Source organism: Spirulina sp. LEGE 11439, from assembly GCF_059821285.1.
Window position 1 is genome coordinate 1 of sequence record NZ_JCAMRX010000002.1, and the last position, 14,689, is coordinate 14,689.

Consider the following 14,689-nt stretch of genomic DNA (forward strand, 5'->3'; position numbering starts at 1 on the left):
GGTGACTGGTGACTGGTGACTGGTGACTGGTGACTGGTGACTGGTGACTGGTAACGCGGGATCTGCTTCGGTTTCTACCGAGGCCAAGGCGCGATCGTATAATCCCACGCACTTAACAAATTCATCTTCTTCCGTCCATAAAGACAAGGCACAACCATCCACCTCAAGGGTACTTCCCAACTGTTGCGTGACTGCCATAAAAATTTCTTGGGGATCGAGGGAAGAGCGAATGCCTTTAGCGATCGTGTTAACCAAAGCCTGCCGCTTGGCCAAAGCCTGTACTCGTTCGTAGGACTGCGCTTGAGAAATGGCAAGGGCGGCCTGATCTGCCACCATCACGGCCAGTTGAGTTTCATCATCTTCCCAAAAATGTTGCTCTCCACAGCGATGAAGCGCCATAACCGCCGTTAAATCTCCTTGACTGATGAGCGGAATGATTAATGTAGAGCGAATATCCGCTTGTTGAAAGGCTTGAATGCGTGCTGTAATTTCTGGGCTGTCGTCTTGGAGAAAGTCCGACGTTTCAATCTCATCGATCGCTTGTACCTCTCGCGTTTCCCAGATCGTCAGATCTAGGACTGCGGCAGCGATCGGAGTATGGGATTCCTCATTCTCTGATTTTTGATAGGCAAAAGAGCCTTCGATCGCATCATCCTCATCAAAAGTTCGTAAAATACACAGATCCACATCCAGCATATGGCCGACCGTATCGACAATCGTTTGTAAAACTTCTTGCAAGGGAGATTCCCCCATCCGACCGTATTGAGCATTGCGAATGGTATTGGTTACGGTATTAAGTAAGGTCTCTCGCTTAAGAGAGCGATAAAGTTGGTCGGTGCTAACTTTTAAAACATTGTGAGTATCGAGAGCCTGACGGACAATTCCTTTGAGGTGTTCGGCTTCCCAAGGTTTGGTCACATATTTAAAAACTTTACCGCTATTAATGGCTTCGACTAAATCTTCAACATCGGTATAGCCGGTTAAGATAATGCGAATGATATCGGGATATTGGACAGCAGCGAGACTGAGAAATTCCGTGCCGCTCATAATCGGCATGCGCTGATCGGAGATAATCACGGCAATATCGGGGTTTTGCGCCAAAACATCCAAACCCACCGGGCCGCTTTCCGCTTTGAGAACCTTATAGTCGCGATAAAAAGTGCGGTAGAGCAGATCGAGATTATCTGGTTCGTCATCAACAACCAGAATTTTAGGTTTTTTCCGTCGTGCTTGGGGACTCGTCATTCACCGCTCTCCTAGAGTTTGCCCGCTATCGGGGCTTATTGCCTGCACCAATGCGATCGCATCCAAGAAATCAGGGAAAATCGCCAAGTTTACTTGGGTCAATTTCTCGTACTTATTTCTTGTGCCAATTTCCAGTATTATTATGGACTTCCTCCAATAAAGGGATTGCGAACGGGTTCGATCGGGGGTCGCTTCCACACCCCGATCGCCTGATGAAGGGTGTTGGGCAGCACGGTTAATGCAGATGACTTTCTTAACAATACTATCTTTCCTAGAGATTGTCGGCAATTCAGTATTGACGTTCGCATTTTTTTAAGACAAGGAGGAAACAATGTTTTTTGAGAAAATTTACGGGTAAAATTTAAATTGAGTCGAGAAATTGCCCTCAGACTTTCTGGGAAGATTTCTCTCTCATCAAATTTTTAGTTTTGCCTGTCATTGATATCAACATAACCACCTCATCGCGATCGTTTTGGTTTCACTCTCAAATTCTTCCCCCGTACCGGCGTATAATCATTCGCCTTTTCCCCAATCCCCCCAGCGAACCATCCCCTTAGAAATTCGGATGGCGAACATCGGGGATTTACAGGGTTTGTCTGAAGTTTTAGCGGCTAGTTTTTACTCTCATCGAGGTTTGCTGGTTTGGCTGTATCCGCTTTTGCGCTTAGGGATCTCTGAAGATTTGCGCGTTCGTTTAAACTCTACAGTCCCTTATTATAGTTGTCTGACCGCGATCGCTACGGTTGATGCACCTCTATCGTCCAAAACGGTAGCACACAAAACAGCACAAACAAAGAATGTGGCGGGTACCGTTGAGATGGCGTTGCGATCGAGAGATAATGTGACTGACCGTCCTGCCAAGATAAGCCCCTCAGATCGTTTAAAAAGCCACGCTGAAGATCCCTCAGAGTACCTTTATATTTCTAATTTAGCTGTTAGTCAGGACTACCGACGGCAAGGGATTGCTCGGGAATTACTGTTAAGCTGCGAACCTCTTGCCCTCCAATGGGGGTATCGCGAAATTTATTTACACGTTTTGGAAAATAACGAACGAGCAAAGAAATTATATCTCAATCTCGGTTATCACATCGATCGCGTTGAACCTTCTAAAAACTACTGGATTTGGTCTCGACCTCAGTGTTTATTGTTACGAAAATCCTTAGCTGAAAGCGAACAAATATAAAATTTTTGCTTTTTCTCCCTCTCAACAGAGAAAATTATCGGAAAATTGTTAAAATTTAATAGGGTCTTTTACTCAATTGTAAGAGAAACCCCGAGGATTGCCAGCTTTCAGTTGCAATTAATATCATGGTTTCCCCTTCTACCCATTCTTCTTCTGATTCCGATAGCGATCTCGATCGTGTTCTTGCCGATCTTCAAGAACAAAAGTTTTTAATTGTTAGCAGTCGTCACAGGAATGGCCTAATTATTTACAAGCACCATCATGCTGAGTTTGCCGGACCCGGCGCTCTAGTTGGCGGGATTATCGATCCCGATGTCACACGTTTAACTCCTGTGGGAAATTGGTCGATCTCGTCTCCCAAAGACGATCGCGATCGCCAACGAGCGATTTTAATGCGACGACAGTGGATCGTACTCTTTCATCGAATAATCACAAATACGGATGCTCACAACCGCGTCAGACAGATTCTGGACCAATTTTCAAATTGGTTCGATTCCGAAACCACCACTCAAATTCCCGATGAGGCGATCGCGCGTCTGGTTGGGGTTCTTCCCAATACCGTGACTGAAGTTCGCCGTGGTGATTGGTGATTATTCATTGTTCATTGAAATTACCAGTCACCCGTTAAGATTTCGTGCATTCGTTCTAAAGTGTGTTGATTTTCTCCAGGAGTACCAATAGTGATTCGCAATCCTTCTCCGGTGTAACGCACCAAAGTTCCTCGTTCTTTGAGGTGTCGTGCGAGCGATCGCATGCCTTTGTCTTCTAGTTCGGAACGAGTCGAACTAATGTAGATAAAATTCCCATGACTTGGCCAAGTTTTAAGTTGAGGGAGTTGCGAAAATTCCTCCAAGAGGCGATCGCGTTCTGCTAATAATTGAGGGATTGAACTTAATAGCGATTTTCTTTGTGCGATTGCTAATGTCGCTGCTGCTAAAGAGAAACCGGAAATATTATAAGGCAAGCGAACTTTTTCTAAGGCATCAATCATTTCTGGATGCGCGATCGCATAGCCAACACGCAAAGAAGCTAAACGAAAGGCTTTAGAAAAGGTTCGCAATATTGTCCAGTTGGGATGTTTGGGAAGTTCTGCAACGAGAGACGTTTGCGAAAATTCAAAATAGGCTTCATCAATAACCACGAGAATATGAGCGGGAATGCTTTTTAACCACTCTATTTCTCGAAGCGTTAAGGCATTAGCTGTGGGAGAGTTGGGATGCACGACAAAGATAACGCGAATGGGAGGATTTTGAGAAGTCGCGATCGCTTTTTGTGCATCTTCTAAGTCAATCTCAAAAGTATCTGGCGATCGCTTGGCTGCAACACAAGAAATCCCTAAAGTTTTTGCCAGAATAGAATACATTGAAAAGGTTGGATTAGCAACAAGAATCGAGCCTTCTTGGTTTAAACAAGTAGCAATTAATAGAGAACGAATCAATTCATCAGAGCCATTTCCGATGGAAATATTTTCCGCCGCGATTTGTCCGGTAAGAGTCGCTGATTCATTGACGTATTCCGCAATGTTAGCTTTCAGCTCTGCAAAACCACCATCGGGATAACGGTTATTTTCCAATCGATCTTGATAAAATCGCGCTAATTCTTCTTTGAATTCGGGGGGCAAATTGTAAGGGCTTTCGTTTGTGTCTAAGCGATCGCTATTCCGATCGCTTTGTCCTCCAAGGTGAGACTTATAAGATTGAAGATTGACAAGATCGGAGCGAATAAAATCAAACATTGTTATGAGTTGTTGGTTGTTGGTTATTAGTTGTTTGTAAAAAGGGGATACTATCTATTTTAAAGTAATAACTGTGAGTTCGGGCGGACAATGAAAGCGTCCGGGGAAATAGGTTCCCAAACCGCGATTGACATAGAGTTGATTTTGACCGATTTGGTAATATCCGCTTGCCCATTCCCAATGTCTGACAACTCTAGCACATTCTCGCAAAATCGGAATATAAGGATGAAAGCAACGCGGAATTGTTTGGCGTAAAGGTTCGAGAAAACTTTGAAATGCGCCAAAATGAGGAATAACAATTTGTCCTCCGTGAGTATGTCCTGATAATTGTAGATCGACACGCCAGTTTTGGAGTAATTCTGCTGTATCTGGATTATGAGATAGAACAATTCTTGGGGTTTGGGGTGCAAGTTGATTGAAAACAAAATGCGGATTGAATTCTTGCGACCAGAGATCGGCAAAACCAATAATTGCTAATTCTTTCTCGACAGGAAAATAGATTTCATTCCATAAAACTTTAATATTAATGTTTTTCAGTGCTTGGGTAATAATCTTTCGTGAATAGGGTAGATAATGATCGTGATTCCCCAATGAGGCAAAGATACCCAAGCGACTCTTTATTTTTTTAAGACGTAAAGCTAAACCATGAATGGGTGTTGGATCGTCGGTTACATAGTCTCCTGTGAGCAAGATTAAATCCGGATTTTCTTGATTACTAATTTCGACAACTTCAGTAAGTAAAGATTCAGAAAGTCGTTTTCCATCATAATGAAAATCAGAAAGATGTATGATTTTTATCCCTTGTAAAGAAGAGGATAAGTTTTCTATTTTAACAGTCAATCTTTCGATTTTTAAAGATTCTAGAAAAATAGGATTCATAAAAAAATGGGGTTTGAGGTTGAAAGGAAACGCTCAATTGATTTCTCCAATAAATAATAACCGATCGCTAACAATCAATTAAAGAAAGTAACGTACATTCCCAAACCAAACGAGGTTGAGCATAAGCTCTCAAATATTTTCGCGCTTGTTCGAGTTGTTCGAGGCGCGATCGCATTTTATGTTTCTGCCAGTAACAATATTGTAAATAATCAATCGCCCATAATTGTGTTTCTGTATCCAAGGTTTTATCGACTGTTTTGGCAAGTTCTAGCGCATTCTGGGGATTTTTGGGCAATTCTACGAGTTTTTTTAATAAATCGCTGGAGATATTTTGCAATTGTTCCCATGCGGCGATCGCTTCCCCCGGACTACCTTGGGCGATCGCGAGCAAGATCGGCTCGTCTAAAATTTCTTCTCGTCCGGTTTGTTGCAAAATCTGTTCGACTTGTTCTCGGGACAAGCGAGAAAAGGGAATGCGCTGACAGCGAGAAACCAAAGTAGCAAGCAGAGAGTCGCTACTAGGAGCAATTAAAATCAGAGTTGCCCGTCCGGGTTCTTCTAAGGTCTTGAGAAGGGCATTGGCGGCACTTTCGGCCATGGTTTGGGCATCTTCGACGACGACTACCGATCGCGAGGCTTCTAGCGGTGGACGTGCCAAAAACTCTGCGATCGCGCGAATTTGTTCGACGCGAATTTGAGGCGGCGATCGGCGTTTGAGTCCGGACTCGGCGGCCTCTTGCGCTGTCAGGAGTTGCCCTTGATGCTGATAGGTGGGCTGTACCCAGAGAAAATCTGGGTGATTTTTGGCTTGAATTTTTTTGCGGATGAGAGCATATTGGGATTCTGACAAATTTTGACAGAGAAGCCGTTCGCTAAATGCTAAAGCCGCTAAGCGCTTACCGACCCCCGATGTTCCTGCAAACAAATAAGCCGGCGCAATTCTCTCTTTGACAATAGCGCGATCGAGCAATGCGATCGCTTGTTGCTGTCCAATCAGATCGGAAAAAGACATATAACGTTTGTGGGTTATTGGTTAAAGAGTTTTTCTCTTACTCCCTCTCTCCCAAAAGAAAATTTTTCCAAGAAGTTTTGCTCTGATAAAAATTTCCTTAAGATTTGTTGAATTTGGGCTTGAACGGCTTTAGCAGGGGGCTGAGCATCAATCCGAATGATACGATCGCGATTGTGGGCAGCGAGTTGACAAAACCCCTGATGAACGCGGTGATGAAATTCAACGGTACTTCGTTCCATGCGATCGCTCTCTTTTCCCCGCGCTTTTGCCCGTTGCAGTCCGATTTCTACCGCGACATCCAACCAGAGGGTTAAATGGCTTTCTAAGCCTCCTGTAGCAATTTCGTTGAGGGAATGAATTAATTTTAAGTCGATTCCTCGACCAAAACCTTGATAAGCAATGGTAGAGTCAGTATAGCGATCGCATAAAACAATTGCCCCTCTTGCTAACTCGGGTTTGAGCATCTCTTCCACATGCTGGGCGCGATCGGCAGCATACAATAAAAGTTCTGTCGTTACCGTCGGGCAAGCGGTCTCTAACAGAAGACGGCGTAACTCCTGTCCCAAAATCGTCCCCCCCGGTTCGCGAGTGATAATAATGGGAATTTTACCCGCAAAATAATGGTCTAACCAATCCCGCGATTCTTTGATTTGCGTGCTTTTTCCCGCTCCTTCAACACCCTCGAAGGCGATTAAAATTCCCGTCATGATTTTACTGTTTCCTCTAATTGTTGCGATCGCTTCTCGGTTTTCGGCTGAGAGTTATTGTAGGTCTGGAGAATCCGGAACAGGGGTGGGAACAAGAGAAAAAAGTACTGAGTAAATAATGATGGCTCTCTCATTTCAATATCATTCGATATCATGGGAGTTGTCAAAACCACTGTCCAGATTGGGTGAACTTTGATATGGCTCGTTATTCTTATTCTTTCAACGTCCCTCTCCCTCTCGACCAGTTCTTACCCGTTCTTGGTGAAATTTTACGTGCTTGTAATTTTGAAATTATTTACGATACTCACGATTATTTGATGGGTCGAGAAATTCCGGGGCGAGTTTCATTTTCCAAATTAGTCACGGTTGAGGCTCTCGTTGACAAGCAACCTACCAATTCGGAAGAAGTTCGCATGAACTGCGTGATTAAAAATGAAGAGTTGCCTCTACAAACCAATAATCACTGCCGTCAAATGTTTGATACGGTAAAGCAAGCGATTCAAGAGACAACCCACATGGCTTCCAATTAGTTAAAGTTTTAATCTGTTGTCAATTTTTTCTCAATAACTCTAGTGAATAACTCAATACAGGTTCGATCGATACACCTCTATTGATTTTCTAATCGTCCATCATCATAGCAGGATCGATCAATGTAATATCGTAAGGGTCTTCCGCCGAACTTGTTTGGGGGATATTGCGCTGGCGATAAATTGCCACAACATCATTCCCAAAAACCAGTTCGTCATTATGATCGAGATCGTGTTCTGGCTTTTTGGTGCCGTTAATGACCACACCATTAGAACTGGGACGACCGCGATCGTCGCCATCGACAATGCGGTAATAAGAAGACCCATCTTCTCGCAGTTTTCGATATAGCATCGCATGATGACGAGAAATGAAAGGAGATTTGAGATGAATATCGCAAGTTTCCTCTCGACCGAGAGAATAAGATGCCTCTAACAAGGGGAGAGAGCGTCTGCCGTCTTCATCTTCGACGATCAGAATATGTTCCAGAATATTTTCTTGCGGGGTTGTTGCAGGCATTAGCAATCAATGAGGTCTCGAGTAAAAGTCTTCTGAATTACCAGCGCCCGAACTCGGACAAATGAATCAGAAAAAATGAACTAGGCTTTAGAACTAGGCTTTAGAACTAGGCTGTGAGATTTTGTTCGGGCAAGGTGCTGATTCTAAATTTTAATTTTAACCGAATACATCGCTCTAGTCTGACATTACACTCTAAATTGAGATCGTAATAATAACGAGTTGGTTACAACTGCCACTGAGCTAAATGCCATGAATGCAGCAGCAGTGGCTGGGCTGAGAACAATCCCAAAACTGGGTAATAATGCTCCCGCCGCAATGGGAATGGAGATACTATTATAACCCAAAGCCCAAAAGAGATTTTGACGAATTTTCCTGAAGGTGGCTCGACTGAGTTGAATGGCAGCGATCGCACTGGCGAGGGTGAGGTCTGGGAGGATGCCATCGGGAGGGGCAAGGAGAACGATCTCGGCGGTCTCTAGGGCAATATCAGTGCTGCCCTGCAAGGATATGCCCACGTCAGCGCGAGCGAGGGCTGGTGCGTCGTTAATGCCGTCTCCCACCATAGCTACGAGGGTCTGAGGCTGCTGCTGTAAGGTTTGAATGAGTTGGGCTTTTTCCTCGGGACGGACTCGGGAGAAGCAGCGATCGATGCTGAGTTCTCGGGCGATCGCGTCGGCGACTTCCGGGCGATCGCCCGTGGCTAAAATCGTTTCTAAACCCATTGCTTGCAAGCGGGTAATGGTGGTGCCGGCATCGGGGCGTAAGGGGTCTTTGAGGGCAAACCAGCCGGCTAGTTCTCCGGCAATGGCGATATAAACGATGGTTTTTCCGGCTTCTGCGAGGCGATCGCATTGCGATTGTATTGTTTCTGGCAGCGCGATCGCATTTTCTGCCAGCCAGTCGCGATTCCCCAAACAAACAGAAAGAGGGCGATCGAGAGTAACTGTAGCGCGAACCCCCAAACCCGGTTTGGTATGAAAATCCGTGGCGGGGAGGAGGGAGAGTTCTTGGCGCTGTGCCTCAGCAACGATCGCCGTTCCGAGGGGGTGATTACTGCCGCTTTCGACGGTGGCGGCAAGTTGTAGGAGATAACGATCTTCTTCGTCCTTGACGCTACCCCAGTCGGTTAAAACGGGATGGCCTTGGGTAAGAGTTCCGGTTTTATCAAAAATAATGGTCGTGAGGCGATGGACTCGTTCTAAAATATCCCCGCCTTTAATGAGAATTCCGCGTTCTGCTCCGATCCCCGTTCCGACGAGAATGGCGGTGGGGGTAGCCAAGCCGAGGGCGCAGGGACAGGAGACCACGAGAACGGCGATCGCGAGTTTTAAACTTAATAATAAAGGAGAGGTCATGGCCGGCAGGGCGTGAGACATTTCTGCCATTACGGGCATAAGAACCTGCGGCCAGAGATGAGTCCCGAGGAAATACCAGAAGAGAAAAACGCTGAGGGCGATGGCCATGACCCCATAGGCAAAATAGCCCGCGACGGTATCTGCTAGCTTTTGTACGGGGGCTTTGCGGGTTTGGGCTTCCGCAACGGAGGCAACAATCTGAGCTAAAGTCGTATCTTTTGCCGTTCTCAGGACTTTAACCGCGATCGCGCCGGATTGATTGAAGGTACCCGCAGCAACGCGATCGCTGGGATATTTAGCAACAGGAGTGGATTCTCCCGTCAGCATGGATTCATCCACAGTGGTCTTTCCCGCCACAATTTCCCCATCTACTGGGATTTTTTCCCCCGGTAAGACGCGCACCCATTCCCCCAGTCGAATCAGTTCGACGGGAATCTCGATCCCGGTTTCTTCTTCTTGGGGGGAGTTTCCTAACAATCGGGCAACGGGAGGCTGTAAGGCCATTAATTTCTCCATCGCAGCGCTGGCTTTTCCTCGCGCCCGTCCTTCTAAGGTTCTGCCTAAAAAAATGAACCCCAGTAACATGACAGGTTCTTCAAAAAAGCATTCCCAGCCCAACTGAGGCAATAATAAAGCCGCAAAACTGGTGAGATAAGCGCTGACAGTCCCCAAGCCCACTAAGGTGTTCATGTTGGGCATTCCGTACCGCAAACCTCGCATCCCATCGATAATTAACTCCCGTCCCGGAATTAAGAGGGCAAGGGTTGCCAAGCTCCAGTGAAACCAAATATTGCTGAATACGGGAATATCGGGTCCCCCCAAATGATGCCAATGCCCGATGCCCGAAAATAGGAGCAGTATTCCCGCGATCGCCAGTTGCCAAAGTTGGCGTTTTTGTTCGACTTGACGGCGTTCTGTGAGGGTAGGTGCAGCCTTGGCTTGAGCGTCCAAACTGCGGGGCTGACTGGGAAAACCCCGGGCGGTGAGTTTTTCTGCGAGAGTATCGGGATTAATTTCAGAGGTTTCGTATTCGATAACGGCAACCGCAGCAATGAGGTTAACGGAAGCGGAAACCACACCAGAATTTTGCTTGAGTTGTCGTTCTACGGCTTTGACGCAGCCCGCACATTTCATCCCGCCAACATCAAGGGTTGTCGTCCCAAGATTCGTCGGGGTGGGAGAGGTTGGAGTAGGGGAAGATTGGGTCGCAATTTGCATCGTCGGGGTTTGAGAGTAGGCGATCGCATTTTCCTACTATACTAGCCCTCCTGAATCGGTACTTTCATCTTGTTTTTGTTGATTCTCGAGGAAAGATATCGAGAAGCGATCGATATTGTTTTTTAATATTCGTATTTTTACGGAGAAAGATCGAGGATAAAAATCAAAGTAAAGCAATTTTAGCTTGGCTTTAAAAACTATGAAAAAATAATATCAATACTTTAAATCGCCATGTTAAAATTGTGTTAACATCAGAGAAAATAACTTTAATATTGGGTTCGTCTATCCAAGCAAATAATAGCAATCTTTCTGACTGATAGTACATGGTTTGCGTTCCTTGTATCAAAAAATACACTGCGAAGTTTTTGCTTGAGAATCTCTGTAAATGTACTGAAAGAAATTAAAAAACATCATTAAAAATTTTACTTTGGATCGAAACATGAGTGCAGCCAGCAAGCGAATTGTCAAAGAGCGCCGCGAGTATAATACTTGGGTTGCTAATGAAACAGTAGAAGATTATTCCCTTCGTTATGCCCCTCAGTCTTTTCGGAAATGGTCTGAGTTTTTAGTGGCTAATACTGCCCTCGGGGGAATTTCTTTTCTGGCTCTTGAAGCGATCGGCGCTTCTTTAATTATTAGTTATGGATTTGCCAATGCGTTCTGGGCAATTCTGGTAGTTGGTTTGATTATTTTTTTAGCCGGATTGCCAATTAGCTATTACGCGGCAAAATACAACATTGATATGGATTTGCTGACGAGAGGAGCGGGATTTGGTTATATCGGTTCGACGATTACTTCTTTGATTTATGCGTCATTTACGTTCATTTTCTTTGCCATTGAAGCCGCAATTATGGCACAAGCATTAAAGTTATATTTTAACCTTCCTCTCTCTCTGGGCTATATCGTTTGCTCTGTTATTATCATTCCTTTAGTTTTTTATGGTGTCACTTTAATTAACCAATTACAGTTGTGGACGCAACCGATTTGGTTGATCTTAATGGTTTCTCCTTATTTTTTCGTCTTGCACAAAGAACCAGAATCATTAAACTATTGGCTCGATTTTGCAGGAAATTCATCGGGTAGTGCGGGTTTAAATCCTTTGTTATTTGGTGCAGCAGCAACGGTTTCTTTTTCTTTAATCGCTCAGTTAGGGGAACAGGTCGATTATTTGCGTTTTTTACCAGAAAAACGAGCGGAAAATAACTTTAAATGGTGGCTTGCCGTTTTAGCAGCCGGGCCCGGTTGGATTGTTTTAGGTATTGCTAAACAGTTAGGAGGATCGTTTTTAGCGACCCTCGCGATCGCTCATGGTGCTAGTATCAGCGATGCCAAAGAACCCGTGCAAATGTATTTAGCTGGATTTGCCGATATGTTTGCCGATCCGAGGGTTATTTTAGCAGTTGGCACTCTCTTTGTGATTGTTTCCCAGATTAAAATCAATGTGACCAATGCTTATGCTGGTTCTTTAGCTTGGTCAAATTTTTTCTCCCGCTTGACTCATTCTCATCCCGGGCGAGTCGTGTGGTTGGTTTTTAATATCGCGATCGCGCTGTTATTGATGGAGTTAGGGGTTTTTGAAACCCTACAAGCAGTGTTGGGATTGTATTCCAATGTCGCGATCGCTTGGATCGGCGCTCTCGTTGCCGATCTGGTCATTAATAAACCTTTAAAACTCAGTCCCTCTTACATCGAATTCAAACGCGCTTATTTATATAATATTAATCCCGTCGGCTTTGGTTCGATGGCGATCGCATCAATAATTTCTATTTTAGCTTTTGTGGGTTTTTTTGGTATTTATGCTCGAGCCTATGCTCCTTTTCTCGCATTAGGAATTGCTTTTATCTTCTCACCAATTATTGCTTGGCTCACCCGAGGAAAATATTATATTGCGCGAGAAAATCCCCTCCGTCAAACTGTCAATTTGAGTTCTTCCTCGATTGCTTGCTCGATCTGCGAACAAGAATACGAACCGGTAGATACGGCTCATTGTCCTATTTATGATGGTTATATTTGCTCTCTTTGTTGTACTTTAGAAGCACATTGTCATGATAGTTGCAAGCCTTCTCAAGTAGTGCCATTCGATCTTAAACTCCCCAAGTTTTGGTTCAAAATAATCTCTCCTCAACTCAGTCTCAGAATTTCTCGTTTTCTGGGAACATTTTTGTTGTTATCGGGGACAATTGGTATCGTATTTGGATTAGTTTTTTATTTTGGTGTCAGAGAATCATCGTCATTATTTCAAGGTGCGATCGCAGGGATTTTCGATCTCTTTTTTGCCCTCTATGCTATCATTATAGTTTTATGCGGGATCGCCTCTTGGTGGTTTGTCTTAAATGAAGAAAGTCAAGAGTTAGTAGAAGAAGAATTAGATAAACAAAATTTACAACTTCAAGATGAAATACAAGAACGACAGCGCACGCAAACTGCCCTGCAAAACTTAACCCACGAACTCGAAATGCGGGTCGAACAAAGAACCGCAGAGCTTTCTCACACCTTACAAACCTTACAGCAGGCACAAACGCAATTAGTGCAAACAGAAAAAATGTCGAGTTTGGGTCAATTAGTAGCTGGCATTGCCCATGAAATCAACAATCCCGTTAATTTTATTCACGGTAATATTACTCATGCCACGAATTACGTAGCAGATTTACTGAAATTGATCGAGACCTACGAGGCAGAATTTCCCCAGAAAACAGAAATAATTGAAGAGATCGAAGAAGAAATTGATTTTGAATTTCTCTGTCAAGATTTATCGAAACTTTTGGCTTCCATGAAGGTTGGAACCGATCGCATTCGTCAAATTGTGCTTTCCTTGCGGGTATTTTCTCGGGTAGATGAATCTGATTGTAAAGGAGTCGATATTCACGAAGGAATTGATAGTACGGTGATGATTTTAGGGAATCGTCTCAAAGCCCATTCAGAACATCCGGCAATTCAAGTGATACGCGAGTATGGAGAATTACCACTCATTGAATGTTATGCGGGTCAATTAAATCAAGTCTTTATGAATATTTTGGCCAATGCGATCGATGCTTTTGAGGAAAGCGATCGCGATCGTTCTTATCAAGATATTGTCAAGAATCCTCACTGTATTACCATTCAAACTCAAAGGCTGGGAGCAAATTGGCTATCGATCGCGATCGCAGATAACGGCACCGGGATTCCCGAACAAACTCAATCTAAATTATTTGATGCCTTTTTTACCACCAAAGAAGTCGGAAAAGGAACGGGTTTGGGACTATCAATTAGCCATCAAATTGTTGTTGAGAAGCACGGAGGGCATTTGCGCTGTGTGTCTTCTCTCGGTATAGGTACGACCTTTATTATTGAGATTCCCGTTCGGCAAAAGCAGCGACAAATAGAAGAGATTCAATCCTTAAATACACCTGTAGAACTTATTAAAACGTGAAATATTTTGTATTATGTTGTTATCGTTCGCGGTTGTAAGGGAATTTTATAACGTTCTCCCGGTTTTGGCTCGATAATGCGAGTTTCCAGATTATACTTTTCTAATAATCGTTGAAATTCTTCTGAACTACCTCGCGATCGCAGCAGGGAAGTTAATAAACCATGAAAATCAACGTCTCCTCCTGCAGCCGTCGGTAAAAGCACTTGAGGTTGCAGCGATCGCGCAACTTCAATCGCAGTCTCTCGTCCTTGAATTACGCAGCCAATTAAAGGTAAACTAATATTAATAATAGGGGTAATAATGACATCAATGGGGGCAAATGCTTTGAGTTTGGGAGAATGATAGCCGTGAGGTTCGTAATAAAGACTCGTTCCCGTTTCGTTGTCTCTCAGAATATAGCCATTTTCCACTAAAAAAGGTCCAATCGGAGAGCCCGGAACGGCAATAATTTCAACGTGATGATTGAGGGTAAAACATTCCCCGTGTTGGAGAGAAGTCACGCGATCGTAATGTAAATTTTGCACCACTTTTACCGCATTGGGAGAACCGACAACAGGAATTTTTCGATCCAATTTTTTTAAGGTTTGCGGATGGGCATGATCTTCCAAACCTTGAGATAAGAGGATGAGATCCACCTTGTCTGGAATGGGTTTGGGAACGCGACGGATAACTTTAAATAGCCATGCAAGGTTACCAAACACCAAATCATCAACTAGCCACGGATCGAGAAGAATGCGGCTCTTTCCCAAATCGATACACCAAGAATTATTATCTAGATAGGTTAGTTGCAACATAAGGCTTATTTTTTCTTTATCTTGTCATTAATTGCGATCGCTGATGACCCCTAACTCGAGAAAGAGGAAGTAAAATAATGATATAGCATTCTCTCATCCAATTCATTC

The 14,689-nt window shown here is 44.1% G+C and carries 13 protein-coding genes; 5 read left to right on the plus strand and 8 right to left on the minus strand.

Annotated elements, in window-relative coordinates; translation table 11 throughout:
- Positions 1–1,245, minus strand: a 1,245-nt coding sequence (locus tag AC6RV6_RS01400; protein WP_500238362.1) for a GAF domain-containing protein, incomplete at its 3' end; no start/stop codon positions are given.
- Positions 1,246–1,263: 18 nt separating this feature from the next.
- On the opposite strand from AC6RV6_RS01400, the gene AC6RV6_RS01405 reads away from it, so the two are divergent.
- The 3 genes from AC6RV6_RS01405 (at position 1,264) to AC6RV6_RS01415 (ending at position 3,018) form a co-directional block, all read left to right on the plus strand.
- Entirely contained in the window at positions 1,264–1,458 is a 195-nt protein-coding gene (locus tag AC6RV6_RS01405; protein ID WP_500238363.1) for a hypothetical protein, read from the plus strand.
- 259 nt (positions 1,459–1,717) lie between these two features.
- Positions 1,718–2,428: a GNAT family N-acetyltransferase gene (locus AC6RV6_RS01410; RefSeq protein WP_500238365.1), complete on the plus strand. Its 711-nt coding sequence runs from the start codon at positions 1,718–1,720 to the stop codon at positions 2,426–2,428.
- Between the two features lie 125 nt (positions 2,429–2,553).
- On the plus strand, positions 2,554–3,018 hold the full coding sequence (locus tag AC6RV6_RS01415; RefSeq protein WP_500238366.1) for a hypothetical protein: 465 nt from the start codon (positions 2,554–2,556) through the stop codon (positions 3,016–3,018).
- A 20-nt stretch (positions 3,019–3,038) separates the two neighbouring features.
- On the opposite strand, the gene AC6RV6_RS01420 is transcribed toward AC6RV6_RS01415, so the two are convergent.
- The 4 genes from AC6RV6_RS01420 to tmk all read right to left on the minus strand — a co-directional run bounded on the left by AC6RV6_RS01420 (position 3,039) and on the right by tmk (position 6,761).
- Positions 3,039–4,163 (minus strand): histidinol-phosphate transaminase, encoded by a 1,125-nt coding sequence (locus tag AC6RV6_RS01420; protein ID WP_500238368.1) that lies wholly within the window; start codon positions 4,161–4,163, stop codon positions 3,039–3,041.
- A gap of 54 nt (positions 4,164–4,217) precedes the next feature.
- Positions 4,218–5,042: a metallophosphoesterase gene (locus tag AC6RV6_RS01425; RefSeq protein ID WP_500238370.1), complete on the minus strand. Its 825-nt coding sequence runs from the start codon at positions 5,040–5,042 to the stop codon at positions 4,218–4,220.
- A gap of 67 nt (positions 5,043–5,109) precedes the next feature.
- Complete coding sequence (gene holB, locus AC6RV6_RS01430) at positions 5,110–6,054, minus strand: DNA polymerase III subunit delta' (RefSeq protein ID WP_500238372.1); 945 nt, start codon at positions 6,052–6,054, stop codon at positions 5,110–5,112.
- Positions 6,055–6,068: 14 nt separating this feature from the next.
- On the minus strand, positions 6,069–6,761 hold the full coding sequence (tmk, locus tag AC6RV6_RS01435; protein WP_500238374.1) for a dTMP kinase: 693 nt from the start codon (positions 6,759–6,761) through the stop codon (positions 6,069–6,071).
- Positions 6,762–6,958: 197 nt separating this feature from the next.
- Here tmk and AC6RV6_RS01440 point away from each other — a divergent pair, with 197 nt between their 5' ends.
- A complete protein-coding gene (locus tag AC6RV6_RS01440) occupies positions 6,959–7,291 on the plus strand; it encodes a hypothetical protein (protein ID WP_500238375.1) in 333 nt (110 codons plus the stop codon).
- An 88-nt stretch (positions 7,292–7,379) separates the two neighbouring features.
- Here AC6RV6_RS01440 and AC6RV6_RS01445 read toward each other — a convergent pair whose 3' ends face one another.
- Both AC6RV6_RS01445 and AC6RV6_RS01450 read right to left on the minus strand, forming a co-directional pair.
- Positions 7,380–7,805 (minus strand): FHA domain-containing protein, encoded by a 426-nt coding sequence (locus AC6RV6_RS01445; RefSeq protein ID WP_500238377.1) that lies wholly within the window; start codon positions 7,803–7,805, stop codon positions 7,380–7,382.
- 185 nt (positions 7,806–7,990) lie between these two features.
- Positions 7,991–10,378: a heavy metal translocating P-type ATPase gene (locus tag AC6RV6_RS01450; RefSeq protein ID WP_500238379.1), complete on the minus strand. Its 2,388-nt coding sequence runs from the start codon at positions 10,376–10,378 to the stop codon at positions 7,991–7,993.
- A gap of 439 nt (positions 10,379–10,817) precedes the next feature.
- Here AC6RV6_RS01450 and AC6RV6_RS01455 point away from each other — a divergent pair, with 439 nt between their 5' ends.
- Entirely contained in the window at positions 10,818–13,787 is a 2,970-nt protein-coding gene (locus AC6RV6_RS01455) for an ATP-binding protein (RefSeq protein ID WP_500238381.1), read from the plus strand.
- 11 nt (positions 13,788–13,798) lie between these two features.
- Here the strand turns inward: AC6RV6_RS01455 and AC6RV6_RS01460 are convergent, their stop codons facing one another.
- A complete protein-coding gene (locus AC6RV6_RS01460; RefSeq protein WP_500238768.1) occupies positions 13,799–14,578 on the minus strand; it encodes an MBL fold metallo-hydrolase in 780 nt (259 codons plus the stop codon).
- Between the last annotated feature and the right edge of the window lie 111 nt (positions 14,579–14,689).

Bases quoted from the DNA above. Each gene is read 5' to 3' on its own strand.
- AC6RV6_RS01445 (WP_500238377.1), bottom strand. From the start codon at position 7,805: ATGCCTGCAACAACCCCGCAAGAAAATATTCTGGAACATATTCTGATC.
- AC6RV6_RS01420 (WP_500238368.1), bottom strand. From the start codon at position 4,163: ATGTTTGATTTTATTCGCTCCGATCTTGTCAATCTTCAATCTTATAAG.
- AC6RV6_RS01415 (WP_500238366.1), top strand. From the start codon at position 2,554: ATGGTTTCCCCTTCTACCCATTCTTCTTCTGATTCCGATAGCGATCTC.
- AC6RV6_RS01450 (WP_500238379.1), bottom strand. From the start codon at position 10,378: ATGCAAATTGCGACCCAATCTTCCCCTACTCCAACCTCTCCCACCCCG.
- AC6RV6_RS01455 (WP_500238381.1), top strand. From the start codon at position 10,818: ATGAGTGCAGCCAGCAAGCGAATTGTCAAAGAGCGCCGCGAGTATAAT.
- tmk (WP_500238374.1), bottom strand. From the start codon at position 6,761: ATGACGGGAATTTTAATCGCCTTCGAGGGTGTTGAAGGAGCGGGAAAA.
- AC6RV6_RS01425 (WP_500238370.1), bottom strand. From the start codon at position 5,042: ATGAATCCTATTTTTCTAGAATCTTTAAAAATCGAAAGATTGACTGTT.
- AC6RV6_RS01440 (WP_500238375.1), top strand. From the start codon at position 6,959: ATGGCTCGTTATTCTTATTCTTTCAACGTCCCTCTCCCTCTCGACCAG.
- holB (WP_500238372.1), bottom strand. From the start codon at position 6,054: ATGTCTTTTTCCGATCTGATTGGACAGCAACAAGCGATCGCATTGCTC.